Annotated in this window: 22 protein-coding genes; 8 read left to right on the forward strand and 14 right to left on the reverse strand. The window is 71.8% G+C overall.

All coding sequences use genetic code 11. The features are described from left to right. Window positions 1–12 precede the first annotated feature (12 nt). Window positions 13–759 carry a bifunctional DNA primase/polymerase gene (locus tag OG912_RS25585; RefSeq protein WP_327711428.1) on the forward strand — a complete coding sequence of 249 codons (747 nt, stop codon included), beginning with the start codon at window positions 13–15 and terminating at the stop codon, window positions 757–759. A 114-nt stretch (window positions 760–873) separates the two neighbouring features. On the opposite strand, the gene OG912_RS25590 is transcribed toward OG912_RS25585, so the two are convergent. The 7 genes from OG912_RS25590 to OG912_RS25620 all read right to left on the reverse strand — a co-directional run bounded on the left by OG912_RS25590 (window position 874) and on the right by OG912_RS25620 (window position 8360). Continuing rightward, window positions 874–1806 carry a hypothetical protein gene (locus tag OG912_RS25590; protein ID WP_327711429.1) on the reverse strand — a complete coding sequence of 311 codons (933 nt, stop codon included), beginning with the start codon at window positions 1804–1806 and terminating at the stop codon, window positions 874–876. Beyond that, entirely contained in the window at window positions 1739–2722 is a 984-nt protein-coding gene (efeU, locus tag OG912_RS25595) for an iron uptake transporter permease EfeU (RefSeq protein WP_326735870.1), read from the reverse strand. The genes OG912_RS25590 and efeU overlap by 68 nt, the downstream gene beginning before the upstream one ends. Window positions 2723–2752: 30 nt before the next feature. Next, complete coding sequence (gene efeB / locus OG912_RS25600; RefSeq protein WP_327711430.1) at window positions 2753–4024, reverse strand: iron uptake transporter deferrochelatase/peroxidase subunit; 1272 nt, start codon at window positions 4022–4024, stop codon at window positions 2753–2755. A 23-nt stretch (window positions 4025–4047) separates the two neighbouring features. After that, window positions 4048–5184 (reverse strand): iron uptake system protein EfeO, encoded by a 1137-nt coding sequence (gene efeO / locus OG912_RS25605; RefSeq protein WP_326735868.1) that lies wholly within the window; start codon window positions 5182–5184, stop codon window positions 4048–4050. Between the two features lie 190 nt (window positions 5185–5374). Beyond that, on the reverse strand, window positions 5375–6214 hold the full coding sequence (locus OG912_RS25610; RefSeq protein WP_327711431.1) for a heme ABC transporter ATP-binding protein: 840 nt from the start codon (window positions 6212–6214) through the stop codon (window positions 5375–5377). Continuing rightward, window positions 6211–7287, reverse strand: a complete 1077-nt coding sequence (locus OG912_RS25615) for a FecCD family ABC transporter permease (RefSeq protein WP_327711432.1) — start codon at window positions 7285–7287, stop codon at window positions 6211–6213. Before OG912_RS25615 ends, OG912_RS25610 begins: the two co-directional genes overlap by 4 nt. Further along, window positions 7284–8360 (reverse strand): heme/hemin ABC transporter substrate-binding protein, encoded by a 1077-nt coding sequence (locus OG912_RS25620; protein ID WP_327711433.1) that lies wholly within the window; start codon window positions 8358–8360, stop codon window positions 7284–7286. The genes OG912_RS25615 and OG912_RS25620 overlap by 4 nt, the downstream gene beginning before the upstream one ends. Before the next feature lie 138 nt (window positions 8361–8498). Between OG912_RS25620 and OG912_RS25625 the strand changes: the two genes are divergently transcribed. From OG912_RS25625 to OG912_RS25635, 3 genes are all read left to right on the forward strand, one after another. After that, a complete protein-coding gene (locus OG912_RS25625; RefSeq protein WP_327711434.1) occupies window positions 8499–9902 on the forward strand; it encodes an HtaA domain-containing protein in 1404 nt (467 codons plus the stop codon). Window positions 9903–9957: 55 nt separating this feature from the next. Then, window positions 9958–11544 (forward strand): HtaA domain-containing protein, encoded by a 1587-nt coding sequence (locus OG912_RS25630; RefSeq protein WP_327711435.1) that lies wholly within the window; start codon window positions 9958–9960, stop codon window positions 11542–11544. Between the two features lie 71 nt (window positions 11545–11615). Then, a complete protein-coding gene (locus OG912_RS25635) occupies window positions 11616–12290 on the forward strand; it encodes a PhzF family phenazine biosynthesis protein (RefSeq protein WP_327711436.1) in 675 nt (224 codons plus the stop codon). Window positions 12291–12418: 128 nt separating this feature from the next. Here the strand turns inward: OG912_RS25635 and OG912_RS25640 are convergent, their stop codons facing one another. Further along, window positions 12419–13084 carry a biliverdin-producing heme oxygenase gene (locus OG912_RS25640; protein ID WP_327711437.1) on the reverse strand — a complete coding sequence of 222 codons (666 nt, stop codon included), beginning with the start codon at window positions 13082–13084 and terminating at the stop codon, window positions 12419–12421. A 217-nt stretch (window positions 13085–13301) separates the two neighbouring features. Next, the gene (map, locus tag OG912_RS25645) at window positions 13302–14159 is read right to left on the reverse strand and encodes a type I methionyl aminopeptidase (RefSeq protein WP_327711438.1); all 858 of its coding nucleotides are present in this window, start codon (window positions 14157–14159) and stop codon (window positions 13302–13304) included. 58 nt (window positions 14160–14217) lie between these two features. On the opposite strand from map, the gene OG912_RS25650 reads away from it, so the two are divergent. Then, window positions 14218–14457: a hypothetical protein gene (locus OG912_RS25650; protein WP_327711439.1), complete on the forward strand. Its 240-nt coding sequence runs from the start codon at window positions 14218–14220 to the stop codon at window positions 14455–14457. Between the two features lie 30 nt (window positions 14458–14487). Here OG912_RS25650 and OG912_RS25655 read toward each other — a convergent pair whose 3' ends face one another. Both OG912_RS25655 and OG912_RS25660 read right to left on the reverse strand, forming a co-directional pair. Beyond that, window positions 14488–15801 (reverse strand): MFS transporter, encoded by a 1314-nt coding sequence (locus OG912_RS25655; RefSeq protein ID WP_327711440.1) that lies wholly within the window; start codon window positions 15799–15801, stop codon window positions 14488–14490. Between the two features lie 78 nt (window positions 15802–15879). Continuing rightward, the gene (locus tag OG912_RS25660) at window positions 15880–16482 is read right to left on the reverse strand and encodes a hypothetical protein (protein ID WP_326735857.1); all 603 of its coding nucleotides are present in this window, start codon (window positions 16480–16482) and stop codon (window positions 15880–15882) included. Window positions 16483–16633: 151 nt separating this feature from the next. Between OG912_RS25660 and npdG the strand changes: the two genes are divergently transcribed. Both npdG and OG912_RS25670 read left to right on the forward strand, forming a co-directional pair. Further along, window positions 16634–17344 (forward strand): NADPH-dependent F420 reductase, encoded by a 711-nt coding sequence (gene npdG, locus OG912_RS25665; protein WP_326735856.1) that lies wholly within the window; start codon window positions 16634–16636, stop codon window positions 17342–17344. Between the two features lie 87 nt (window positions 17345–17431). Further along, complete coding sequence (locus OG912_RS25670; RefSeq protein WP_326735855.1) at window positions 17432–17629, forward strand: hypothetical protein; 198 nt, start codon at window positions 17432–17434, stop codon at window positions 17627–17629. A gap of 19 nt (window positions 17630–17648) precedes the next feature. Here OG912_RS25670 and OG912_RS25675 read toward each other — a convergent pair whose 3' ends face one another. After that, window positions 17649–18446 (reverse strand): site-2 protease family protein, encoded by a 798-nt coding sequence (locus tag OG912_RS25675; RefSeq protein WP_327711441.1) that lies wholly within the window; start codon window positions 18444–18446, stop codon window positions 17649–17651. Between the two features lie 212 nt (window positions 18447–18658). Here OG912_RS25675 and OG912_RS25680 point away from each other — a divergent pair, with 212 nt between their 5' ends. Then, window positions 18659–21979: an ATP-binding protein gene (locus OG912_RS25680; protein ID WP_327711442.1), complete on the forward strand. Its 3321-nt coding sequence runs from the start codon at window positions 18659–18661 to the stop codon at window positions 21977–21979. 28 nt (window positions 21980–22007) lie between these two features. Here the strand turns inward: OG912_RS25680 and OG912_RS25685 are convergent, their stop codons facing one another. Beyond that, window positions 22008–22865: an ABC transporter permease gene (locus tag OG912_RS25685; RefSeq protein WP_326735852.1), complete on the reverse strand. Its 858-nt coding sequence runs from the start codon at window positions 22863–22865 to the stop codon at window positions 22008–22010. Beyond that, a complete protein-coding gene (locus tag OG912_RS25690) occupies window positions 22862–23881 on the reverse strand; it encodes an ATP-binding cassette domain-containing protein (protein ID WP_326735851.1) in 1020 nt (339 codons plus the stop codon). The genes OG912_RS25685 and OG912_RS25690 overlap by 4 nt, the downstream gene beginning before the upstream one ends. Window positions 23882–23951: the final 70 nt, after the last annotated feature.

The raw sequence follows: 23951 nt of genomic DNA on the forward strand, positions 1-23951 counted from the left end.
GTAAGGGGATAGATGGGCGCCGATTTCAGCCGCGGTCGCGGCTCAGAGAACAGGTTTTCCCACTGGCTGCGCCGACGGCCCAAACCGCAGCAGAGCGATGTCGACGGCACCGCGCGGGAGGCGCTGCTCCTGGCTGTCGCCGAGGCCGGGATGCCGATCGCGCCCGCCGCCCACCCGGTCGGCTACCGATGTTCGTGCGAACGTGTCGGTTGTCCCACCCCCGCCAGGCACCCGATCTCCTTCGCCTGGCAGACGCAGTCCACGACCGACCGCGCACAGATCGAGCGCTGGGCCCAGAGTCAGCCGCAGGCCAACTTCATCACGGCGACCGGCATGATCCACGACGTTCTCGACGTCCCGCTGTCGGCGGGCACACAGGCGCTGGAACGGCTGCTTGCCGCCGGTATCGAGGTGGGCCCGGTGGCCAGGTCCGGCGACGACCGGATGCTCTTCTTCACGGCGACGCGCGGTACGCCGGAGGACGAGGACGAGTGGTGGCCGTGCGAGCTGGACTGCCACCCCGAGACGATGGACGAGCACCCCGGACTGCGGTGGCACTGCCGAGGCAGCTATGTGCTGCTGCCGCCGGCGATGCTCCCGGGTGAGCTGGACGTGCGCTGGGTGCGGGGGCCGGAGAACCCGCTGCCCGACCCGCTGACCTTGCTGGAGACCCTGACGGACGCGTGTGCGCGGTTCGTGGGCTCCGCGGAGCAGAGCGACGTCGACCATGAGTCGGTGGCCTGGCCGCTGAGCCGGTAGCCGGGGCGGGAGTGAGGCAGAGGGGTCCGCCCAGGACCCCTTCGCCGCTGTCGGCCCCGGTACGGGATCCGCTCAGGCTCCCTTCGCCGTTGCCGGCCCCGGTACGGGATCCGCCTAGGACCCCTTCGCCGCCGTCAGCCCCGGTACGCGGTTCAGCATGATCACCTTGCCCGACCCGGCGCCCTTCTTCGGGACGTACACCAGCTGGCTGGAGATCCGCTCCTTCGTGAGCGTGCTCTGCACCTCACCGGTCAGCAGCGCCGCGACGTCCTGGGAGACCACCGGGCGCAGCCCCTTCGCCGCGGTCTGCTGCTCGAAGTGCTTGCTGCTGAAGAAGACCAGCGCGCCGCCGTCCGCGGTCTCCAGGCCGAGCGGCCCGAACGCCCCGCTGTTCAGCGGCTGGTCGATGTACTGGTACGAGAAGCCGGCCCGTCGGGTGTTCAGGCGGGTGTTGCGCCATACCGAGGTGGACGATCCGGGAGCGAACACATCCGGCGTGCCCTTTTGCAGGTACCCCGTGTACTGCGCGCCCAAGTCCTTGGGAGCCACTGCCAGTTCCGTGTTGTCCCCGGCCACCGGCACGGCGCGACCCTCGCCGTCCTTCGCGAAGTCCGGGAGCTGGGACGGGGTGGCGACCGACAGATAGGCGGCCTTCCACTCCGCGTCGGGGCCGGACTTGACGAAGACGAACAGCCAGCGGGTGTCCAGCTTCCCGCTGTCCTGGTCGCGGTTGGAGTCCGTGTCCGCGAGGAACCAGCGCGGCCAGCCGGCCTTCTTCGGGATGACGTAGTTCGCGTCGGTCAGTTCCAGCGGCCGGTGGTTCGCGTTGCCGTTCGGGTTGTTCTTCTGCCGGGCCCGCAGACCCGCCTGGTTGATCGCGCCGAGCGGGCCGGTGACCCGGTCCGCGTCCAGCGCGGGGTCGTAGGCCTTGTCCGCCGCGTTGTACGCGGTGGTGAAGTCCTCCAGGGCCGACGCGGCCTCAGACCGCGTCGCCGCCGGGACGACTTCCAGCTCGCCGTGCACCGTCACGCACCCGCTCGCCGTCATGGTCAGCACCGTCGCTGCCGCGAGCCCCGTCGCCAGCCGAACCGGCCTCAGGCTTCTCATCCGTTGCTTTCCGCGCCTTCTGATCCGTCGCACCCGCTGCGGGGCCCTCTGACCGTCCGAACCCTACCGGGGAGAGGAACAGCGCGAGGGTGGGGATCAGATACAGCGCCCACACCGTGATCTGGAGAACGGTCGGATCGGGCTGGAAGTTGAACGTCCCCTTCAGCAGGGTGCCGTACCAGCTGTCCGGCGGAATCGTGGCGCTGATGTCGAACGCCCGGTTCTGCAGACCGCCGAGGAACTCGGCCTCCTGCAAGTCGTGGACGCCGTACGCGAGCACACCCGCCGCGACGACCACCAGCATGCCGCCCGTCCAGGTGAAGAACTTCGCCAGGTTGATCTTCAGCGCGCCCCGGTAGAACAGCCAGCCCAGCACGACGGCCGTGGCGATGCCCAGCACCGCGCCGATCATCGGATGCCAGCCGTCGTCCGCCGCGTGCACCGCACGCCACACGAACAGCGAGGTCTCCAGGCCCTCACGGCCCACCGCGAGCAGCGCCGTGGCGACCAGGGCGCCGGTGCCCATCGCGAGCGCCGCGTCGAGCTTGCCGTGCAGCTCCGCCTTGAGATGCCGTGCGGTGCGGCGCATCCAGAAGACCATCCAGGTCACCAGGCCGACCGAGAGGATGGACAGCGAACCGCCCAGCGCCTCCTGAGCCTTGAACGTCATCTCCTGCGAACCGAATTCGAGACCGGCGCCGAAGGCCAGACTGACGACGATCGCGATGGCGACACCGATCCAGATCGGCAGCAGCTTGTGCCGGTTGCCGGTCTTCACCAGGTACGCGATGAGAATGCAGACGACCAGGCTGGCCTCAAGGCCCTCGCGCAGGCCGATCAGGAAGTTGCTGAACACGTTTCGGTTCCCTTTCCGCTTCGAGTCCCGTTACGAGAACAGCGCCCGGCCCCACCAGTCGTCCTTGTCGCGGACGCCCGGCGGGACGGCGAAGTGCGCCGAACCCACGTGCTGGATGTACTCGTTGAGTGCGTCGTGTGCCGCCAGGCGCCGCTGCAGCGGTACGAACGCCGTGCGGGTGTCGCGCTGGTAGGCGAGGAAGAACAGCCCGGCGTCGAGCCGGCCCAGGCCGTCGGTGCCGTCGGTGAAGGAGTAGCCGCGCCGCAGGATCGTCGCCCCGTCATTGGTGTCGGGGTGCGCGAGCCGTACGTGCGCGCTCGGCAGCATGGCCTTCAGGAACGGCTCGTCGCGCTCCTTGGCCCTGCCGACCGGGGCGCCCTCGCCCTTGTCGCGGCCGAATACGTCCTCCTGCTCCTGCAGCCCGGTCCGGTCCCAGGTCTCGATGTGCATCCGGATGCGCCGGGCCACCAGGTAGGAACCCCCGGTCATCCAGCCGCCCTTGTCCTTCTCGCCGACCCACACGTGCTGGTCGAGGGCGGCGGTGTCGGTGCCGGAGATGTTCCGGGTGCCGTCCTTGAAGCCCATCATGTTGCGCGGGGTCTGGGCGTCGGGCGTCGTCGAGGACGTCTTGCCGAAGCCCAGCTGGGACCAGCGGATCGCGGTGCGGCCCATGCCGATCCTGGCGAGGTTGCGGATGGCGTGCACCGCGACCTGCGGGTCGTCCGCACAGGCCTGGACGCACAGGTCGCCGCCGCTGCGGGCCTTGTCGAGGTTGTCGCCCGGGAACTTCGGCAGCTCGACGAGCGCGTCGGGGCGCCTGTCCTCCAGGCCGAACCGCCCCTTGGCGAACAGCGAGGGGCCGAAGCCGATCGTCAGCGTCAGCCGCGACGGCTTGAGCCCCAGGGCCTCGCCCGTGTCGTCCGGCGGCGCCTCGGCCAGGCCCCCGTAGGCGCCGTCGCCGACCGCGTGGCCGGCCGTCATCCGCTCGGCCGCCCGGGTCCACTCCTTGAGCAGCGCGACCAGTTCCGCCCGGTCCTTCGTCGTCACGTCGAACGCCGCGAAGTGCAGCCGGTCCTGGACGGCCGTGGCGATACCGGCCTGGTGCGCACCGTGGAACGGCACAGCCGCGCCGCTGTCCGCGGCCGTCACGGGGGTGTCCCCGGAGCCCACCGCGGCCACCGCGCCGCCGGCCGCCACCGCGCCGAGCGCGAGCCCGGCGCCGCCCCAGCCGAGCAGCGCCCGCCGCGACGGGGCGCCCGCCGGGGTCTCGTCGTCGGATGTCTGCCGATTCTGCTCGGACATGCCCGGAACCTCTTTCCGGCCGGTTACTTCGTCACCGCGGCGGCGAGCCGCGAGAGGGGCTCGGCCAGCGCGTTGACCGCGTCCGACAGCTCCTTGCGGTCCGCCTTGCCGACCTTCTCGTACGACGTGAACACGTAGGAGTTCTTGTCCGTGCGGTACTTGTCCAGCAGCGTGTTCAACGCAGCGAACTGCTTGTCCAGGGAGGAGGTCAGCGCCGCGTCGTTCTTCGTGGCGATCGGCTTCAGCAGCTCGTAGGACTTCTCCGCGCCCTCGACGTTGGCCTTGAAGTCGACCAGGTCGGTGTGGCTGTAGCGCTCCTCCTCACCGGTGACCTTGCCGGTGGCGACCTCGTCGAGGAGCTCCTTGGCGCCGTTGGCCATCGAGGTCGGGGTGATCTCCGCCGTGCCGACCCGCTTCTGCCAGTCGAGGAGGTCCTTGTAGAGGGTGGGCGCGAGCGCCTTCTCCTCGGCGCCCAGCTTCTTGTCCTGCCACAGCGCCTTCTCCAGGCGGTGCCAGCCGGTCCACTTCTGGCCGTCCTCCAGGCCGTCCTCGCGGACGTCGACCTTCGGGTCGATGTCGCCGAAGGACTCGGCGACCGGCTCGGTGCGCTCCCAGCCGATACGGGAGTCGGCGTACGCCTTCTTCGCGGCCTCGATGTCACCGGCGGCGACGGCGTCCGTGAAGACCTTGACCTTGGGCAGCGTCTCGTCGGCCTGCGCCTGGACGTAGGTGCGGTAGGCGGCGACGGCCTTGTCCATCTCGGGGCTGCGCTTGGCCACCTTGCCGCCGCTCACCTCGATCTTCTGCCGGATGCCGTGGCCCTTCATGCCGGGCTTGCAGGCGATCTCGTACGAACCGGCCTTGATCTCGGCGGTGATGGTGGCCTTGGTACCCGGGCCGATGTTCTCGCGCTCGGCGACGATGCGGTCGTCCGGGAACAGGACGTAGACCTCGGTGACCTTGGAACCCTTGTTCTGCACGGCCAGCTCGATGTGCCCGGCCGGCAGCTTCGTCTTCGAGACCTCGCAGGAGTCGTCCTTGGCGACGACCTGGACGGCGCCCTCGCCCTTGCCGTCGCTCTTCTCGGCGCAGCCCGTGACAGCGGTCAGAGCGGCCACGGTGGCGGCAGCGGTGACGACGGAGAAACGAACGGCTCGCATACGGGCTCCACTTGAGATGAAGGAGAAGGGAGAAACGGATCGGACAAAGGTGGGTGAGGCGGACCTAACTTAACCGAGGCTTACCTGACCGATACCCACCCGTGCAGTGATTCAGCTCTCACTGGGGACTCACAGGAACGGAAGGATCACAGCCGACCCATGAGCGAGCCCCGAACGGGTCAAGCGATGGTCAAGAGGCCCTTTCCGGGACGACGAGAGGCACCCCGGTCCGCGGATGCGGGAACACCTCGACGGGCTGCCGGTAGACCCCGCTGAGCAACGCACTCGTGAACACCTCGCCCGGCGGACCGGCCACCGCGATCCGACCGTCGTGCAGCACGGCGGCCCGGTCCGCGTACGAGGCCGCGAGGCCCAGGTCGTGCAGGACGACGACGACCGCGTCCCCGGCGGCGGCGCGCTCCCGGCAGATCCGCAGCACCAGTTCCTGATGGCGCAGGTCGAGCGCGGCGGTCGGCTCGTCGAGCAGCAGCAGCGGGGCGCGCTGCGCCAGCACCCGGGCCAGTGCGACCCGGGCCCGCTCGCCGCCGGACAGCGCGGAGAAGGGGCGGGCCGCGAACGCGGTCACCTCGGTGGCCGCCATCGCCGCGCGGACCGCGGGATCGTCCTCGTCGGCCCGGTCCGTCCCGGCCCAGGGTGCCCGGCCCATCCGTACGACGTCCTCCACAGGGAACGGGAAGGAGAGCGCCGCGGACTGCGGCAGCACGGCCCGGCGCAGCGCCAGCTCGGGTGCGGACCAGTCGGTGACCGGCCGCCCGTCGATCCGTACCTCCCCGCCGTCGGGGGGCAGGTCGGCGGCCAGCGCGGCCAGCAGGGTCGACTTGCCCGCCCCGTTCGGGCCGACGAGCGCCAGCACCTCGCCCGCGTGCGCCGTCAGGTCGATGGAGTCGAGCACCTGCCGCCCGCCCAGGCGTACCCGCAGCCCGAGCGCCTCGGCGACCGGATCGCCGGGCGAGACGGGCGCGGGCAGCTGCCGGCCCCGTACCGCGAAGAGGTTCCGCAGCGTCCTCATGCCCAACCACCTTGCTTGCGACGGGTCCTGCGCAGCAGCCAGAAGAAGAACGGGCTGCCGAAGAGCGCGGTCAGCACACCGAGCGGCAGCTCGGCGGGGTCGGCGACGGTACGGGCCGCGAGGTCGCCCGCGACGAGTACCAGCGCACCGCCGAGCGCGCTGCCGGGCACGAGGAAGCGGTGCCCCGGCCCGTTCGCCATCCGCAGCAGATGCGGCACCAGCAGCCCCACGAACGAGATGATCCCGGCGACCGCCACCGCGGCGGCGGTCAGCAGCGCCACGACGAGCACCAGCACGATGCGCAGCCGCTCGACGTCGACGCCGAGGTGCCGGGCCGGCCGCTCGCCGAGCGCGAGCAGGTCCAGCTTCCGTGCGTAGAAGGGCGCGAGGACGAGCCCGAGCACCGCGCACGGCAGCACGGCCAGCACCTTCGGCCAGGTGGCCTGGGCCAGCGAACCGAGCTGCCAGAAGGTGATCTGGGTGATCTGCGCGTTGTCGGCGAAGAAGATGAACAGGCCGATCAGTGCGCCCGCGAAGGCGTTGACGGCGATGCCGGTGAGGATCAGCGTCACCACCTCCGTACGGCCGCCGGACCGCGACAGCGCGTACACCAGCAGCACGGTCAGCAGACCGGCGACGAACGCGCAGACGGTGATCGTCCAGTTGCCGAAGAAGCTCAGCCCGAGCGCGATCGAGGCGACCGCGCCGACCGCCGCCCCCGCGGAGATCCCGATGACGCCCGGCTCGGCGAGCGGATTGCCGAACACGCCCTGCATCAGGGCCCCCGCGCAGCCGAGCGACGCGCCGACCAGCAGGGCGAGGACGACGCGCGGCAGCCGTACGTTCCACAGGACGCTCTCGCCGATCCGGTCCAGGGCGTGACCGCCGAGCCCGATCCGGTGCTGGACGGAGGCGAGGACATCGTCGAGCGGGATGCTGTACGCGCCGAGGCCGGCGGACAGCAGGCAGCACAGGAGCAGGGCGGCGAGCAGCCCGGCGGTCAGGGTGGCAGCCGTGGAGCGGCGCGCGCGGGGGACCGCCTGGCCGGCGGATGCTTCGTGTGCGGTGGTCACTTGGCCGCACCGGCCTCGGGGTGGAGCTGGGCGACCAGTTCGCTCAGCACCCGGTCCGTGCGCGGCCCGTAGTTCAGCAGCACCCCGTCGTCGACGGAGAGGATCCGGCGGTCCAGGCCCGCCGGGGTCTCGGCGACGCCCGGAATCTTCACCAGCCCGTCGACACCGCCGACCGAGTCGAGCCCCTTCGTCATCACGAGGATCGCGTCGGGGGCCGCCTTGGCCAGGGCCTCGCTGGTGATGGCGGTGAAGTCCTTCTTCAGTCCGGACGCCTTGCCCGCGTCGACCGCGCCCGCCGCCTCCAGCAGCGAACTCGCCCCGGACTCCCGCCCGCCCAGCAGATACACGGACGCGGAGCCGCGCAGATAGAGGAAGGCGACCCGCGGCTTCTTCGCCCCGTCGGCCGGTGCGGGGACGGACTTCCGCACGGCGTCGATGCGGTCCTGGGTGCGCCTGTCGAGCTCGTCGCCGGACTTCGGTACGCCGAGGGCGGCGGCCACCGTGTCGATCCGGCGGCCCACGTCGGCGAGTTCCTTGGCCGGTTCGACGACCACGAGCGGAATCCCGGCGTCCCGGATCTGGCCGATGGCCTCGGCCGGTCCTGTCGTGGTGTCGGCGAGGACGACGGTGGGCCGCAGGGACAGGACGCTCTCCGCCGACACGTCGTGGGCCCGGGTCACCACGGGGAGCTTCGCCGCCTGTTCGAAGGTGGCGGTGATGTCGCGGGCCACGACCTGCTTGCCGAGGCCGAGCGTGAAGACGATCTCGCTCAGGCTGCCGGTCAGCGGCACGATCCGGTCCGCCGATGTGATGGTGGTCCGCTCGCCGTCCGCCGATGTGACGGTGACGGGCAACTGCGGTGCCGGTGCCGTGGCCAGCGGCTCGATCCGGTCCGCCGCCGGAGCCGTGGAGGCCCCGGCGCCCGCGGCCTTCGCCGCGGGAGTCCCCGTATCCCCGCATCCGGCCAGCAGCAGCGCCGTCGCCAGGAGGGCGGCCGTCAGAACGCCGGTGCGTCTGCGCCGCGGTTGCCCGGCGCCCCGGCCCGGCGGGGCGAAGTCCTTGTCGAAGCGCACTGGGGCACCGTCCTGTCGTTCTGCGGCGTGCAGTTGGTAAGGGATTGAGAGGGAATGTGACGGAAGGGGGTACCGGCACAGGATGTACATATCTTAGGTTAGCCTTACCTGACTTTCTAGATCCCGGAGGGGCCCCTCATGTCCTCGTTCAGACCTGCCCGCGCGCTTGCCGTCGCGCTTCTCGCGGTACTGCCGGCAGCGTTGCTCCCGGCCACCACCGCGCATGCGGCGACCCGCACGGTGCAGGGCGGACGGCTGGACTGGGGCATCAAGTCCTCCTTCCAGAGCTACGTCACGGGCCCGATCGCCCAGGGCAGTTGGGGCCTGACGGGCGGCGCGGCAACGGTCGGCGGCAGCCAGTTCCGCTTCCACTCCGCGACCGGTTCCTACGATCCGGCGAGCGGTGCGTTCCGGGCCGGCTTCTCGGGCGGCGTCCACTTCACCGGCCACAAGAAGACCGACGGCTCCTATGAACTCGACCTCACCATCAGCCGCCCCACGGTCCGGATCGAGGGCGGCGGCGGCACGGTGTACGCGGACATGGTCAGCAAGGACCGGGGGAGCGGCCGCGTCACCTCCACCGCCCAGGTCCCGCTGGCCGCGCTCGGCCTCGCCGGGATCGACATGACGGGCGGTTCCACCCCCATCGCCCTCAACAACGTCCCTGCGACGCTCACTTCACAGGGCGCCAAGGCCTTCGCCGGCTACTACACGGCCGGTACGCCCCTGGACCCGGTCAGCCTCTCCGTGGACACCTCGGCCCCCGCCGCTGAGCCCGCCGCGTCGAAGACCCCCGAGAAGCCGAAGAGCAGCGCGAAGCCGAAGGCCACGGCCGGCCGCTTCGAGGACGCCGCCGTCGACTGGGGCGTGCGCCGCACCTTCCGTGAGTACGTCACCGGCTCGATCGGCCAGGGGAAGTGGACCCTGGCCGGGGGGGCCCAGGACGGCGGGGCACTCTTCCGCTTCCCGCAGGGCACGGGCACGTACGACCCGAAGAAGCAGACCCTGGCGGCGGACTTCGTGGGCAGCGTCCGCTTCACCGGGGCGGGCGGTCTCGACCTGAAGCTCTCCCGGTTCGCGGTGACCCTGAAGTCGGGCACGGGCACGCTCCGCGCCGACGTCCTGAGTGAGAACACCACCCGCAGGGCCGTCCCCCTGGTCACCTTCACGGCAAAGGACTTCGCCCCCAGGGACGGCCTCGCGGTCCTCACGGAGGCCCCCGCCGAGCTGACCGCCGACGGTGCCAAGGCCTTCGGCTCCCTGTACAGGGCGGGCACCACGATGGACCCGGTCTCGCTCGCCGTGGCTGTCACGGCGGCCGCGAAGCTGCCCGCCCTCCCCGACCTGGGCAGCGAGCCGACGCAATCGGCGCAGCCGTCCGACCCGCCCGCCGCGAAGCCCGCCACGGCCGCCGCCACCGTGGCCGACGAGAGCTCCGGGACCGGGCTGTACCTCGCCCTCGGCGGGGCCGGCGTACTGGCCGCGGCCGGCGTGCTGTTCCTCGTACGCCGCAACCGGGCGACGCACGACACCCCCTCCTGACCCCCCGCACCACCCCCCCCGTTGATCGCTGTTCACTCCTGAGGAGACCCCGACCATGGCAGCCACCCGCCGCCCCATAGCCCTTGCCGCAGCCGTCGCCACGGCGGCCGCGCTCGGCGCCGCCTTCGCCCTTCCGGCACTCGCGGCCGAACAGTCCGCGCAGAGCGCCACCGCGGCCGCCCCCGCCATGGAGCTCAAGGACGGCACGCTGGACTGGGGCTTCAAGGAGTCCTTCCGCAAGTACGTCGGCGCCGCCGGAAAGGTCACCGTCAAGGACGGTGCCACGCAGGCCGAGGGCAACGGTGTGTTCACCTTTGTCAACGGCAAGGGCTCGTACGACATGACCACGCACGGCACCGACACGGCCTTCGAGGGCGGCGTCAACTTCTCGGCGCACGGCGGTGTCCTGGACATCACCCTCTCGGACGTCAAGCTCTCCACGGCCGGCACGGGCGGCGCGATCACCGCCGACGTGGCGACCCCGGCCGGCACCGCGAACGATGTGGCGGTCGCCGACCTCGACCTCTCGGCCGTCCGGCCGGGGCAGGGAGCCGGCGGGGCGATGGTCTTCAAGGACATCCCCGCCAAGCTGACGAAGGCGGGCTCCGAGGCCTTCAATGGCCAGTACAAGGAGGGCGAGGTGCTCGACCCCGCCACGCTCACGGTGAAGGCGGTCGCAACCCCGACCGAGAAGCCGACGGACCCGGCCGAGCCGACCGGGAAGCCGACGGAGAAGCCCACCGAGAAGCCGACGGACCCGGCCGGGCCGACCGAGAAGCCCGTGAAGCCCACCACGCAGCCGACGGATGCGACGCCGAAGCCGTCCCCGACCACCACGGTCACCGACAAGCCGGCCGCCGACCCGGGCGCGATCGTCGACGGCACCCTGGACTGGGGCGTCAAGGCCTCCTTCCGTTCGTACGTCACGGGCCCCATCGCCCACGGCAAGGTCGAGACGACCGCCGGTGCCACCGCGTCCGGCAACGGCTACCGCTTCCCCGACGCCACCGGCCACTTCGACGCCGGGAAGCAGACCCTGAGCGCCGCGTTCGACGGCAAGGTCCGCTTCCTGGGCCACGAGGAGAACGGCGCCTACACCCTCGACCTGTCCCTGACCAACCTGGAGATCCAGGCGGACGGCACCAAGGGCAAGCTCATCGCCGACGTGTCCACCAAGGACCGTGAGACGAAGAAGACGGCCACCTACACCGGCCTTGCCGTGGCCGACCTCAAGCTGCCCGCCGGCGGACTCACCGCCAAGGACGGTGTGGTGACCCTCTCGGCCGTACCGGCGGCCCTCACCGCCGACGGCACCAAGGCCTTCGGCGGGATGTACGAGGCGGGCGACCAGCTCGACGCGCTGACCGTCTCGGTCGCCCTCGACAAGGACGCCGAACTCCCGTCGGTCCAGGGCTCGTCCACCGGCGGCTCGACGGGCGGCTCGTCCACCACCGGCTCGTCCACCACCGGCGGTGCGTCCATCGGCGGCACCGTGGGCGGCGCAGGCACGGTCGGCGGCTCGGGCGCCCTCGCCTCCACCGGCTCCGACCTCCCGGCCGGCGCCCTGTTCGCCGCCTCGGGCGTCATCGTGGCCGCCGGTGCGGGAGCGGTCGTCGTGGCCCGCCGTCGCCGTACCGTCTGATCCCCGGCACACCGCCCGGGTGCCGGCCCTCTCGTGGGGCGGGTGCCCGGGCCGGGTGCTTGAATGCGCACGTGAATGACTACGACGTACCCGCCGGAATCGACGTACTGCGCGTGTTCTGCGGCCCCGACGGCCGGCACGGCAACGCGCTCGGAGTCGTACGCGACGGACGCGACCACCCCGACGAGGTCTCCCGGCAGGAGCTCGCCCGGAAGCTCGGCTTCAGCGAGACCGTGTTCGTGGACGACCCAGAGCGCGGTCATCTGGACATCTACACACCGGGTCTCCGGCTGCCGTTCGCCGGGCATCCCGTGGTCGGCGCCGCGTGGCTGCTCGACCTGGAGGTCCTGGAGCTCGGGGTGGGGGAGGTGTTCGCCCGCCAGGACGGGGAGTTCAGCTGGATCTCCGCCCGCCCGGAGTGGGCACCGCCGCGCACGCTTCAGCAGTACGCCTCGGACGCCGAGGTCGACGCGCTGCCCGCCCCGCCGCCGGGTGAGGGCTGGCTCTACGCCTGGGCATGGGAGGACGAGGCCGCGGGCCGGGTGCGGGCGCGGGCGTTCCCCCGGCGGGACGACGGGATCGCGGAGGACGAGGCGACCGGGGCGGCGGCGCTGCTGCTCAGCGACCGGCTGGGCCGGGCCCTGAACATCAGACAGGGCCGCGGCTCCCAGATCCTCACGGCACCCGCACCGGACGGCACGGTGGAGATCGGCGGCCGGGTCGTGCTGGCGCAGGCAGGCCTGTAGCGGCGCGTTCAAGCCCGCGGCGGCGCAACCAAGCCTGCGGCGGCACAATCAAGCCCGTCCGGCGATTGAGGACAAGACAAAGCGGCGGGGCACCCGAGCCCGGGCACCCCACCGCCGGCCGCAAAGCCCTACGCGCTGAGCGGGAACACCTCGCCCAGCTCCCGGAACACCGCGGTGTTCAGCGCGAACGCGCGCTTGCACTCGTCCACGATGCGCTGCTTCTCCAGATCGTCCGCGTCCACCGCGTCCAGCAGCTCGCGGTAACCCCGCTTGAAGGAGGCGGGGTTGGATATCTCCTCGAAGACGTAGAACCGCACCCCGTCACCCTTGTGCGCCAGGCCCCACGTCTTCTCCGCCTTGTCGCGGATGATCTGCCCGCCCGACAGGTCGCCCAGGTAGCGGGTGTAGTGGTGCGCGATGTATCCCGCGGGCCAGGTGCGGGCACACTCGGCCACCCGGCCGGCGTACGCGGCCGTGGCCGGGAGCGGCTCCAGGTCATCGCGCCAGTCCGCACCCCGCAGATGCGCCAGATCCCGCTCCAGCTCGGCGGTGCGCATCAGCTCGGGCTGGATGAACGGCCCGGCGACCGGGTCGTCGGCCAGTGCCTGCGCCCCCTCCTCCAGTGCCCGGTACACGAACCACAGCTGCTCGGTGTAGCGCGTGTACGCGTCCACGCCGAGGCGCCCGCCGAGGAGATCGCTCATGAAGGTCGAGGTCTCGGCCTCGGTGTGCTGCTCGTGCGACGCGGTGCGGATCAGCGTCGAGAAGGGCGTGGCGGTGACGGTTGCGTCCAAGGCGGGCCTCCGGGGACCGAGGGGGACGGGAAGTCCAGAAAGAGACGGAAACACCGGCCCGCCGGGGCTGCTCGCCCGGCGCCTGCCGATGCGTCGATCTTCCTACTTAGGCATACCTAAGTCAACTGCTTCCCGACGGCTTGTCGGTAAAAAGGGCCGGAGGCAACGAGAACGGCCGCCCCGGAAAGGGGCGGCCGTTCAGGGAGGGTGGAGGGGCTTACGGGAGCGTCAGGATGTCGGCGCCCGTCTCCGTCACCACCAGCGTGTGCTCGAACTGCGCGGTGCGCTTGCGGTCCTTCGTGACCACGGTCCAGCCGTCGTCCCACATGTCGTAGTCGTGGGATCCGAGCGTCAGCATCGGCTCGATGGTGAACGTCATCCCGGGCTGCATCACGGTGGTGGCGTGCGGGCTGTCGTAGTGCGGAATGATCAGCCCGGAGTGGAACGAGGAGTTGATCCCGTGCCCCGTGAAGTCCCGCACCACCCCGTAGCCGAAGCGCTTCGCGTACGACTCGATGACCCGGCCGATCACATTGACCTGGCGGCCCGGCCGCACCGCCTTGATCGCCCGCCGCAGCGACTCCTCGGTGCGCTCCACGAGCAGCCGCGACTCCTCGTCCACGTCGCCGCAGAGGTAGGTGGCGTTGTTGTCGCCGTGCACCCCGTTGATGTACGCGGTCACATCGAGGTTCACGATGTCGCCGTCACGCAGCACGGTCGAGTCGGGGATGCCGTGGCAGATCACCTCGTTGAGCGAGGTGCAGAGCGACTTGGGGAAGCCCCGGTAGCCCAGCGTCGACGGATACGCGCCGTGGTCGACCATGAACTCATGGGCGACCCGGTCGAGTTCGTCCGTGGTGACGCCCGGGGCGATGTGCTTCGCGGCCTCGGCCATGGCCTGGGCGGCGATGCGTCCCGCGATGCGCATGCGCTCGACGGTGTCCGCGTCCTGGACCTCCGGGCCGCTGTACGGCGTCGGGGCGGGCTTGCCCACATACTCGGGGCGCCTGATGTTTCCGGGCACGGAACGGACGGGAGTGAGCTCCCCGGGTACAAGCAGCGACTGACCAGACATGCCAGCGAGTCTAACCAGGCTCTCTGGGGCAGCATGGCACCGAGGAAAGGAGCCCGCGATGGCCCTGTTCAAGAAGCGCACGGTCGGCAAGCCGGGCGAGTGGTTCTACTGCCTGGAGCACAGATCGGTCGAGGAGGGCCCCGAGTGCCCGGCCAAGGACCGCTTCGGCCCGTACACCTCCCGCCAGGAGGCGCAGCACGCGATGGAGACCGCGCAGGAGCGGAACCTGGAGTGGGAGACCGACCCCAAGTGGCACGACCGCCCGGGTCAGGACCCGGACGAGAACGCGAGCGGCTGAGGGCGGGGGCCCGGGGCCCGCGCCCCGGGCTCAGCCCGTCGGTGCCGCCGCCCGCAGGGCCTCCTCGCTCCGTGCCCGTCGGCGCAGGGCGTCCTCGTCCGTCTCGGAGTCGTACGTGAGCAGCTTCGGCAGGGCCGCGGCCAGCAGCGCCACCGAGGCGACGCAGGCCACGCCCCCGGACCAGACCGCGGTCCTGGTCCCCGTCCACCCCGCCATGCCGCCGGCCCGCACCTGCCCCAGCTGCGGGCCGACGCTGTACGACAGCACCTCGATGCCCGCGAGCCGGCCCCGCAGCTCCTCCGGGATCGTCTGGTTCCAGATGGTCGAACGGCCGAGCCCGCTGAGCATGTCGCCCGCACCGGCGACCGTCAGGCAGACCAGCACCAGCCCTACGTTGCCGAACCAGCCGGCCGCCGCGATGGCCAGCCCCCAGACGGCCGCACCGAACACCACGAACAGCCCGTGCCGCCGCACCCGCGAGGTCCAGCCGCTGGTCAGGCCGAGCACCAGGGAGCCCACCGAGCCCGCCGCATACATCAGTCCCAGCGACCACTCGGCGTCGAGCTCGTCGGCGAGGAACGGGAAGATCGTGTTCGGGAAGGCGAAGAACATCGCCGCCATGTCGATCGCGTAGGTCCCGAGCAGCACAGGCCGGCTCCAGGCATAGCGCGCCCCCTCCGCGATGCCGCGCAGCGACGGCTTCGTCCCCTGCTCCGCGGGCGGCGCGGGCGCGAGCCTGCGGCACAGCACCACGGACACGGCGAACGTGACCACGGTCACCGCGTACGCCGTGGCGTGCCCCGCATAGGCCACCACCACACCCGCCAGCGCCGGGCCCATGATCGCCCCGGCCTGCCAGCGCAGCGAGTTCAGCGCGGCGGCCGCGCCCAGCTGGTCGTGCGGCACGATGCGGGCCATCAGCGAGTCCAGCGCGGGCCGCTGGAGCCCGGCGAGCGCGGAGACACCGCCGGCCACCACGTAGAGCGGCCACAGCATCGGGTCGGGCAGCGCCGCGTTCACCAGCAGGACGAGCGCGAGCAGACCGAGCCCCGCCTCGGTGGCCAGGATGACCTTGCGGCGGTCGGCCGCGTCGGCGAGCGCACCGCCGTAGAGCCCGAACACGACCAGCGGCACCAGCTCGACCGCGCCCATCGCGCCGACCGCGAGCGGCGACCCGGTGAGGTCCTTGATCTGGAGCGGCAGCGCGATCAGGGCCATGAAGCTGCCGAAGTAGGTGACGATCCCCTGCACCCACAGCAGCCGGAAGTCCGCCGAGGAACGCCAGGGGGAGAGGTCGGGAAGCAGCGCGGCCAGCCTGGCGGCGAGGGAGGTGCGAGAGGTCACGAGGAGCCATGGTCCGTCCCGGTGCGTGCCCGGTGCAAACAGATTTCGGACGTGGAGCCCGCGCGGTGGTGTATCGGGTCACCACCGCGCCGGCGGCGGCGCGGTCAGCTGGTCGGCGAGCCGGGACAGCCGGTCCCGGAACCGCCGCCGGCCGCGCTGCACGGGCGCGCTGTTCTCCCCGGCCGCCGCGCTGACCAGGTGCTGCACCGTGTCCAGGTCCACCTCGTCGCCGCCCGTCACGGAGAGCGCCTCGTGGGCGAGCCCCCGCACCTCCGGATCACCGTTGTCCAGCGACAGGACCGTCGCCCCGGCCCGACGGGCATCGTGCACCCGCTCCAGCAGCCCCTCGCCCGGCCGCTCCGGCACCACCACGAGCAGGGTCTCGCCCCGCCCGGCCGCCTCGATCCGTCCGAGCCCCACCGCCAGGTGCGCCGGGTCGCCGGGCTCCACCCGGTGGCGCACCAGGGTGGGCACCAGCTCGGGCAGCCCCGACCAGGTGGACTCGTCGACCAGATGGGCCGCCAGATGCCACGGCTCGTACACCTCGGTCCCCACCAGCAGCAGCCCGCCGCCGTGCGGCACGACGGACGAGCGCAGCGTCCCGGCGAACCGCCGGGCCGCCGCCGGCCACTGGGTCTTCGCCAGCACCTCACGCAGCAGCGCCACACGTACGGCATCCATGGCCCGGCATCATGCACCAGACCGGGGCCCCGCACCGCGGAACGGCGGCCGGATCATCCGTACGAGTTTTGCGCGCAGGTCCGTCCCAGCTCCGTCCCACTGGCCGGGGACACCGGGTCCGGCCCCCGTACCTGGCAGTAGTGTCGGGGCCATGACTACGAATGACAGCGGCAGCGCCCCCAAGCCCCCCGCCAAGGACCCCTGGGACCTCCCCGACGTGTCCGGGCTGACCATCGGCGTCCTCGGCGGCACCGGGCCGCAGGGCCGCGGACTCGCGTACCGGTTCGCCCGCGCCGGACACGGCGTGATCATCGGCTCCCGTGCGGCGGACCGCGCACAGACCGCCGCCGATGAGCTGGGGCACGGCGTCCGTGGCGCGGACAACGCCGCGTGCGCGCGCGACAGCGACGTGGTGATCGTCGCCGTGCCGTGGGACGGGCACGCCAAGACCCTGGAGTCCCTGCGCGACGAGCTCGTCGGCAAGCTCGTCATCGACTGCGTCAACCCGCTCGGCTTCGACAAGAAGGGCGCCTACGCCCTGAAGCCCGAGGAGGGCAGCGCCGCCGAGCAGGCCGCCGCCCTGCTGCCGGAGTCCCGCGTCACCGCCGCCTTCCACCACCTCTCGGCGGTACTGCTCCAGGACGAGGCGATCGAGGAGATCGACACCGACGTGCTGGTGCTGGGCGAGGCCCGCGCCGACACCGACATCGTCCAGGCGCTGGCCGGCCGGATCCCGGGCATGCGCGGCATCTTCGCGGGCCGGCTCCGCAACGCCCACCAGGTCGAGTCGCTCGTCGCCAACCTGATCTCGGTCAACCGCCGCTACAAGGCACACGCCGGGCTGCGTACCACCGACGTCTGAGCCGGCACCGCACCCTGCTCCCGGCGGCCGGAGGCATGGGGGACACTGGACGGGACCGCGCACCATCCCCCGACAGGAGCCACCCCCATGCCCCGCCTCGCTCTCTACGCCATCGCCGTCTGCGTCCTCGCCGTCGCAGCCGCCGTGATCTCCTTCGTGCAGGGCAGCTGGCTCCTCGGGATCGTCTGGGTGCTGCTGGTCGGACTCTCGTCCAACATGTCCTGGTACTACGTACGCAGGCAGCGCGTGAACGCCCAGGCCGCGCAGTCCGCCCAGGGCGCGTAGGGCGTACAGGGGCGGCCCCCTACCCGTTCATCGAGCAGACCGGATTCTGCGTCTGCCAGAACCGGTAGGCGTCGAGACCGCAGTACGTCTCGAACTCGCTGACGCCCAGCGACCGCAGAATCGCGTCGATGGCGTCGAAGAAGGCCGCGTTCACCTCGGGCACCCACAGCAGCCCGAAGACCGCGATCAGCCCGAACGGCGCGATCGGCTCCACCGCGCGCCGGACCGAGTGCGAGAGCCACGGCTCGATCACCCCGTATCCGTCCAGCCCCGGCACCGGTACGGAGTTCAGGATCGCGGCCGTCACCTGGAGCAGCGCCAGGAAGCCCAGTGCGTACCGGAAGGAGACCGGGACGCCGTCCAGCGCGTCCAGCCAGAACGGCGCGGTGCACACGAGCGCGAACAGGACGTTCGTCAGCGGGCCCGCCGCCGAGATCAGGCTGTGCCGCCAGCGGCCGCGGATCCGGCCCCGCTCGATGAAGACGGCGCCACCGGGCAGCCCGATGCCGCCCATGATCACGAAGAGCACGGGCAGCACGATGCTCAGCAGCGCATGTGTGTACTTCAAGGGGTTGAGGGTCAAGTATCCCTTGGCGCCGATGGAGATGTCGCCGCTGTGCAGGGCCGTCCGGGCGTGGGCGTACTCGTGGAGACAGAGCGAGACGACCCAGGCCGCAGTGACGAACAGGAACGTGGCGAAGCCCGGCTGTTCGGCGAAGTCCGTCCACACCGCCCAGCCGGAGACCGCCGTCACGGCGGCGATTCCGAGGAAGACCGGGCTGATCCGCCGGTCGCTGCGAGCTGGTGCGGTGGTCATCGGCGAGCTCCTGGTGGCTGCGGGCAGGCGGCGAGCCCCGACCGTACAGGCGACACGCGGAAAACGTCTCGCATCGGGCCGGTGGTTCCGTGAAGGGTGGAGGCATGACGGGCGGGGGCAGGGACACGGGCGGGGACAGGGTTACGGCCGGGGTGACCGGGCGCGGTCGGGTGGGTGTGGATGGCCCGGTCCCCGTCGCGGACAATGGGCGCGTGCGCTACGGCATCCTCGGTACCACCCAGGCACTTCGCGACGACGGCACGGCCGTCGCCATCGGCGGGGCGCGGCTGCGTGCCCTGCTCGCCGTGCTCGCGCTGCGCACCGGCCGGACGGTGCCCGTCGCGGTGCTCGTCGACGAGGTGTGGGACGGGGAGCCGCCCGCCGACGCGCCGGGCGCACTGCAGGCGCTGGTGGGGCGGCTGCGGCGGATACTCGGCCATGCGGCGGTCGCCTCGGCGGACAACGGCTACCGGCTGGCCGCCGAGCCGGACAGCGTCGACCTCTACCGCTTCGAACGCCTCGCGGGCGAGGGGGCGCGAGCCCTGGCGGCGGGCGATCCGGCGAAGGCCCTGAGCGTCCTCGACGATGCGCTCGGCCTGTGGCGCGGACCGGCGCTGGCCGACCTGCCCGACCGGCACGCCGTCGCGGCCCGCTGGACCGCCCGCCGCCTCGACGCCCGCAGGACCCGGCTCGACGCGGCGCTCGCGCTCGGCCGGGCCGACGAGGTGCTGCCGGAGCTGGCCGCGCTCTGCGACGAGCACCCCCTCGACGAACCGCTCCAGGCCTTGCGGCTGCGGGCCCTGCGCGACGCCGGGCGCATGGCCCAGGCGCTGGCCGCGTACGACGAGGTGCGCACCGTACTCGCCGACCGGCTCGGCACCGACCCGGGACCCGGGCTGAGCGCGCTGCATGCCGAACTGCTCCGTCAGGAACCGGCCCGGCCCGCCCCGCAGGCCGCCCCTCGCACCCCCGTACCGGCTGTCCGGCAGGGCAATCTCCGGGCCCGGCTCACCAGCTTCGTCGGGCGCGAGCGCGATATCGAAGCCCTGCGCGAGGACCTTTCCCGGGGCCGGCTGGTCACCCTCCTCGGACCCGGCGGGGCCGGCAAGACCCGGCTCTCCCAGGAGACCGCGGAATCCTTCGACCCCGCGTCCTGGCCGGACGGCGTCTGGCTGGCCGAACTCGCGCCCGTCGACGACCCGGAAGCGGTGGCGGAGGCGGTCCTCGGCGCACTCGGCGCCCGCGAGACCGTGCTGCGCGGGGCCGGTGCCGAGGAGCTCCGGGCCGCCGAACGCGGTGCCGATGAACCCCTCGCCCGGCTCACCGAGCACTGCACCCGGCGCCGCATGCTGCTGCTCCTGGACAACTGCGAGCATGTGATCGAGGCCGCCGCGGCCCTCGCCGACCATCTGCTGGCCCGCTGCCCCGAGCTCACCGTCCTCGCCACCAGCCGCGAACCCCTCGGCGTCCCGGGCGAGTTCGTCCGGCCCGTCGAGCCGCTGCCCGACCCGACGGCACTGCGCCTGCTGGCCGAGCGCGGCGCCGCCGCACTGCCGGGCTTCCGCGTCGACGCCGACGAGGCGACCGCGGCGGCCACCGCCGAGATCTGCCGCCGCCTGGACGGTCTGCCGCTCGCCATCGAACTCGCCGCGGCCCGGCTGCGGATGCTCACCCCGCAGCAGATCGCCGACCGGCTCGACGACCGGTTCCGGCTGCTGACGAGCGGCAGCCGCACCGTGCTCCCGCGCCAGCAGACCCTGCGGGCCGTCGTCGACTGGTCCTGGGACCTCCTCGCCGAGGACGAACGCAGCACCCTGCGCCGGCTGTCCGTCTTCGCCGGCGGCTGCACCCTCGAAGCGGCGGAGGCGGTCTGCGCGGACGGGCCGCGGCAGGCGCGGGAGGTCGCCGGGCTGCTCGGATCGCTCGTCGACAAGTCCCTGGTCGTCGCGGCACCCGCGGCGGACGGCGGGATGCGCTACCGCCTCCTGGAGACCGTCGGCGAGTACGCGGACGAGCGGCTCGACGGGACGGGGGAGCGGGACGCGGTGGAGCGCCGGCACCTCGTGTACTTCCGGGAGCTGGCCCGTACCACCGACCCCCTGCTCCGCGGCGCCGGACAGCGCGCCGCCATCGAACTCCTCCGGCGCGAGTACGAGAACCTGCGCACCGCCCTGCGGCACGCCGTCGCCGCGCGCGACGAGCAGGAGTCGCTGTGCCTGGTGATCTCGCTCTCCTGGTACTGGCAGATCCGCAATCTGCGCAGCGACGCCCTGCACTGGGCGGATGCCGCCGCGGCCCTCGGCCCGGACCCGTTCGCCCCACCCGTGCGGCCCGCGCCCTCGATCCACGAACGCTGCACCGACGCGCCCCCGCCCATGGGACCCGAGCTGCTCCAGGAGGCGCGGCGTCAGGTGGCGCTGGTCCAGCTGGTCAGCATGGACCACGCGATGGACGAGTGGACGAACGAGGCCAGCATGGAGCGGCTGCGGGGCATCGCCGCCACCTACCAGGTCGGCCAGCCGCAGACCTGCCGAAGCCCCGCATCGCTCTGGTTCTTCGCCGTCATGCTCACCGGAGGCGTCGCGGACCTGAGGCATCTGCTGGACGAAACGGTCCGTGCGGCAAGGGAGTTCGGCTACGAGTGGGAGCTGGCAGCGGCGCTCCAGATGCGCGCCAACGTGCTCGCCAACCGCCCCGACTGGGCGGGCGAGGCTCATGTGGACGCAGACGAGAGCCTGGAGATCTTCAGCCGGCTCGGCGACGACTGGGGGATGGCCGAGGCGCTCTCCTCGCGTGGCGAGGCGTACGAGAAGACCGGCGACTTCACCCGGGCGGCCGAGGACTACCAGGCCGCGGTCGGCTACGCGGAGAAGCTCGGCGCCCTGGCCCAGGTGTCGGTGCTGCGCACCCGGTACGCCTCCGCGCTCACCGAGCTCGACCGCGGCGCGGAGGGTGAGGCGATCCTGTACGAGGTGCTTGCCGACGGACGGCACACGGGGCACGAGGCGAGGCCGGCGGCCCGGCTGTACCTGGCCCTGTGGCTGGGCCGCAGCGGCCGTACGGACGAGGCCCGTGAGCAGTTCGCCATCCTGCTCGAAGAGTTCAAGTCCCAGACCATGGCGATCTTCGAGGGGTTCGTGCTGGGCGGTCTGGCCTGGCTGGACAACCTGGACGGGGACCATGCCCGCGCCCTGGACCATGTCCGGCAGGCGCTGGCGCACCTGGGCGACCCGCTGACGCAGATGGTGGCGCCCCAGATGGCGGTGATCCACCTGGTCACCGCGGCGTGGGCGCTGGGCGGGCTGGGCGAGGAGCACGGGGCGGAGCTCGGTGCGCGGCTGCTGGCCGCCGGCCGGGCGCTGCTGCCGCAGGGGCACTTCCTGACGTCGATGGAGCGGGAGAACTTCGCCCGGGCCGAGGCCCTGGTCCGTACCGTGCTCGGGGACGACGATGCCTACGAGGCCGCGTACGCCGAGGGCGGCGGCCTCTCCCTGGAGGAGGCCACCGCCCTCGTGGACGCGTACCGGGACTGAGCGGGTCCGAACCTCTTCGGTCAGGAGGTCAGGACTTCTTGCGGAACTTGGCCACCGCGAGCGGGGCCATGACCGCGGTGATGACCACGGTCCAGCCGAGCGTCACCCAGACCGAGTGGGCCAGCGGGCCCCCCATCATCAGGGCGCGTGCGGCGTCGGCCAGGTTGGACAGCGGGTTGTAGTCGGTGAAGGTCTGGAGCCAGCCGGGCATCGTCTTCGTCGGGGCGAAGATCGAGGAGCCGAACTGGAGAGGCATCAGCACGAGCATCCCCATTCCCTGGACGGCCTGGGAGGTCTTGAGAGTCAGCCCGAGCAGGATGAAGATCCACATGATGGCGGCGCCGAACGCGGCCGACAGGGCGATCGCCTCGATCATGCCGAGGACGGACTCCTGGAGCTCCATGCCGAGGGCGAAGCCCATGCCCAGCAGGATGAACGTGGCGACCATCATGCGTCCGAGCTCGACCACGATCTTCGCTATGAGCACCGAGGAACGGGCGATCGGCATCGTGCGGAACCGGTCCATGACCCCCTTGCGGAAGTCGTCGTTGACCCCGGAGCCGACTGCCATGGCGATGTTCATGCCCATCATCGCCATCAGACCGGGGATCAGGTAGTTCAGGTACTCCTGCCGGCCGCCGCCCATGCTGCCGCCGACGGAGCCGCCGAAGACGTACACGAACAGCAGAGTGAAGATGACCGGCATCAGGAGCGCGTCGAACATCGACTCCGGATCCTTCTTGATCTGGAGCAGGTTGCGCCGCACCAGTGCTCCGATGTGGCGCAGGTTGTTCCGCAGTCCGATCCGGCCCTCGTCGTGGATCTTCCCGGCGGGGGCCGTCACGACCGCGTCGGTGGGGGTGGGCGTCAGAGTCGTCGTGCTCATGCCGCGACCTCCTGGGGAATCGTGTCGGTGACGGTGGCCTTGTCGCCGGTGATGGCGAGGAACACCTCGTCCAGGCTGGGCAGGGCGGTGGCGACGTGCGCCAGCCCGAAGCCCCGGGTGCCGAGCAGGCCGATGACGGCGGTGAGCTGCTCGTCGCTGAGGATCGGTACGTACAGCAGTCCCTCGTCCGGGACGGCCTGTGCGCCGGCGACGCCGTCGAGGCCGGTCTCGCGCAGTGCCTGCGCCATCGCGGCCAGTTCGGCCGGGTCCGAGGGCCGGATCTGCAGGGTGCGGCCGCCGACCTTGGCCTTCAGCTCGTCGACGCCGCCGCGGGCGATGATCCTGCCCTTGTCGATGACGGTGAGCTCGTTGGCGAGCTGCTCGGCCTCTTCCATGTACTGGGTGGTGAGCAGCACGGTCGCCCCCTCCGCGACCATGCGCTGCACCTCGTCCCAGACCTCGTTACGGGTACGGGGGTCGAGCCCTGTCGTCGGCTCGTCCAGATAGAGGACGGCCGGGCTGCCGATCATGGAGGCGGCGAGGTCCAGCCGGCGGCGCATTCCGCCGGAGTACTCCATCGCGGCCTTCTTCGCCGCGTCCGTGAGCGAGAAGCGCTCCAGCAGCTCGTCGGCGCGCGAGCGGGCCTTCTTGCGCGGCAGGTCGAGCAGCCGCCCGATCATGTAGAGGTTCTCCCAGCCGGAGAGCTTCTCGTCGACCGAGGCGTACTGCCCGGTCAGGCCGATGGTGCGGCGCAGCGCGCGGGGCTGCTTCACCACGTCGAAGCCCGCCACGACGGCGTGTCCGGCGTCGGGCTGGATCAGGGTGGACAGGACTCGTACGAGGGTGGTCTTGCCGGCGCCGTTGGGGCCGAGCACGCCGAGGACGGTGCCCTCGCGCACATCGAGGTCCACGCCGTCCAGAGCCTTGGTCTCGCCGTAGTGCTTGACCAGCCCCCGTACCTCGACGGCGTTGTTGCCGTTCCTGGGGTTCTTGTCGATTCGCGTCATGTCCACCATCAGACCAGCCGCCACCGACAACGCACCGACAGGCCGCCGACAGCAGGGCGACAGCCCGCCGATGGGGGAT

The sequence above is a fragment of the Streptomyces sp. NBC_00464 genome, from assembly GCF_036013915.1.
Lineage (GTDB): Bacteria > Actinomycetota > Actinomycetes > Streptomycetales > Streptomycetaceae > Streptomyces.

Excerpts from the sequence above, each read along its gene's own strand:
- OG912_RS25585 (WP_327711428.1), top strand. The coding sequence starts at position 13 with ATGGGCGCCGATTTCAGCCGCGGTCGCGGCTCAGAGAACAGGTTTTCC.
- OG912_RS25590 (WP_327711429.1), bottom strand. The coding sequence starts at position 1,806 with ATGACGGCGAGCGGGTGCGTGACGGTGCACGGCGAGCTGGAAGTCGTC.
- efeB (WP_327711430.1), bottom strand. The coding sequence starts at position 4,024 with ATGTCCGAGCAGAATCGGCAGACATCCGACGACGAGACCCCGGCGGGC.
- efeO (WP_326735868.1), bottom strand. The coding sequence starts at position 5,184 with ATGCGAGCCGTTCGTTTCTCCGTCGTCACCGCTGCCGCCACCGTGGCC.
- OG912_RS25610 (WP_327711431.1), bottom strand. The coding sequence starts at position 6,214 with ATGAGGACGCTGCGGAACCTCTTCGCGGTACGGGGCCGGCAGCTGCCC.
- OG912_RS25625 (WP_327711434.1), top strand. The coding sequence starts at position 8,499 with ATGTCCTCGTTCAGACCTGCCCGCGCGCTTGCCGTCGCGCTTCTCGCG.
- OG912_RS25630 (WP_327711435.1), top strand. The coding sequence starts at position 9,958 with ATGGCAGCCACCCGCCGCCCCATAGCCCTTGCCGCAGCCGTCGCCACG.
- map (WP_327711438.1), bottom strand. The coding sequence starts at position 14,159 with ATGTCTGGTCAGTCGCTGCTTGTACCCGGGGAGCTCACTCCCGTCCGT.
- OG912_RS25650 (WP_327711439.1), top strand. The coding sequence starts at position 14,218 with ATGGCCCTGTTCAAGAAGCGCACGGTCGGCAAGCCGGGCGAGTGGTTC.
- OG912_RS25660 (WP_326735857.1), bottom strand. The coding sequence starts at position 16,482 with ATGGATGCCGTACGTGTGGCGCTGCTGCGTGAGGTGCTGGCGAAGACC.
- npdG (WP_326735856.1), top strand. The coding sequence starts at position 16,634 with ATGACTACGAATGACAGCGGCAGCGCCCCCAAGCCCCCCGCCAAGGAC.
- OG912_RS25670 (WP_326735855.1), top strand. The coding sequence starts at position 17,432 with ATGCCCCGCCTCGCTCTCTACGCCATCGCCGTCTGCGTCCTCGCCGTC.
- OG912_RS25675 (WP_327711441.1), bottom strand. The coding sequence starts at position 18,446 with ATGACCACCGCACCAGCTCGCAGCGACCGGCGGATCAGCCCGGTCTTC.
- OG912_RS25685 (WP_326735852.1), bottom strand. The coding sequence starts at position 22,865 with ATGAGCACGACGACTCTGACGCCCACCCCCACCGACGCGGTCGTGACG.
- OG912_RS25690 (WP_326735851.1), bottom strand. The coding sequence starts at position 23,881 with ATGGTGGACATGACGCGAATCGACAAGAACCCCAGGAACGGCAACAAC.